Origin of the sequence: Eubacterium ramulus ATCC 29099 (assembly GCF_000469345.1) — a bacterium.
Taxonomy (GTDB): Bacteria; Bacillota; Clostridia; order Lachnospirales; family Lachnospiraceae; genus Eubacterium_I; species Eubacterium_I ramulus.
Genome location: NZ_KI271139.1, coordinates 1 through 745 on the forward strand (window position 1 = coordinate 1; position 745 = coordinate 745).

Below are 745 nucleotides of genomic sequence, written 5' to 3' on the forward strand. Positions count from 1 at the left end.
GGAGGCGCTGTTGGGATACCACCCTTGCAATATCGGGTTTCTAACCAGCCGCCGTGATCCGGCGGTGGGACAATGCCAGGCGGGGAGTTTGACTGGGGCGGTCGCCTCCGAAAGGGTATCGGAGGCGCTCAAAGTTTCCCTCATAATGGTCGGAAACCATTAGAAGAGTGCAAAGGCAGAAGGGAGGCTGACTGCGACACCGACGGGTGGAGCAGGTACGAAAGTAGGACTTAGTGATCCGGTGGCATAAAGTGGGATTGCCATCGCTCAACGGATAAAAGCTACCCTGGGGATAACAGGCTTATCACTCCCAAGAGTTCACATCGACGGAGTGGTTTGGCACCTCGATGTCGGCTCATCGCATCCTGGGGCTGTAGCAGGTCCCAAGGGTTGGGCTGTTCGCCCATTAAAGCGGTACGCGAGCTGGGTTCAGAACGTCGTGAGACAGTTCGGTCCCTATCCGGCGCGGGCGTAGGATATCTGAGGGGAGCTGGCCTTAGTACGAGAGGACCGGGCTGGACGGACCACTGGTGTACCGGCTGTCATGCCAATGGCATCGCCGGGTAGCCAAGTCCGGAAGGAATAAACGCTGAAGGCATCTAAGCGTGAAGTCCCCCCCAAGATGAGATATCCCATCCTTATAAAGGAGTAAAAACCCTTGAAGAGTACGAGGTAGATAGGGCAGAGGTGGAAGTGTGGCAACACATGGAGCTGACTGTTACTAATCGTTTGAGGGCTTGACCAA

Annotated in this window: 1 rRNA gene; it reads left to right on the forward strand. The window is 55.8% G+C overall.

The features are described 5' to 3' along the window. Positions 1 to 745 (forward strand): 23S ribosomal RNA (locus HMPREF0373_RS10030); the annotation flags it as partial.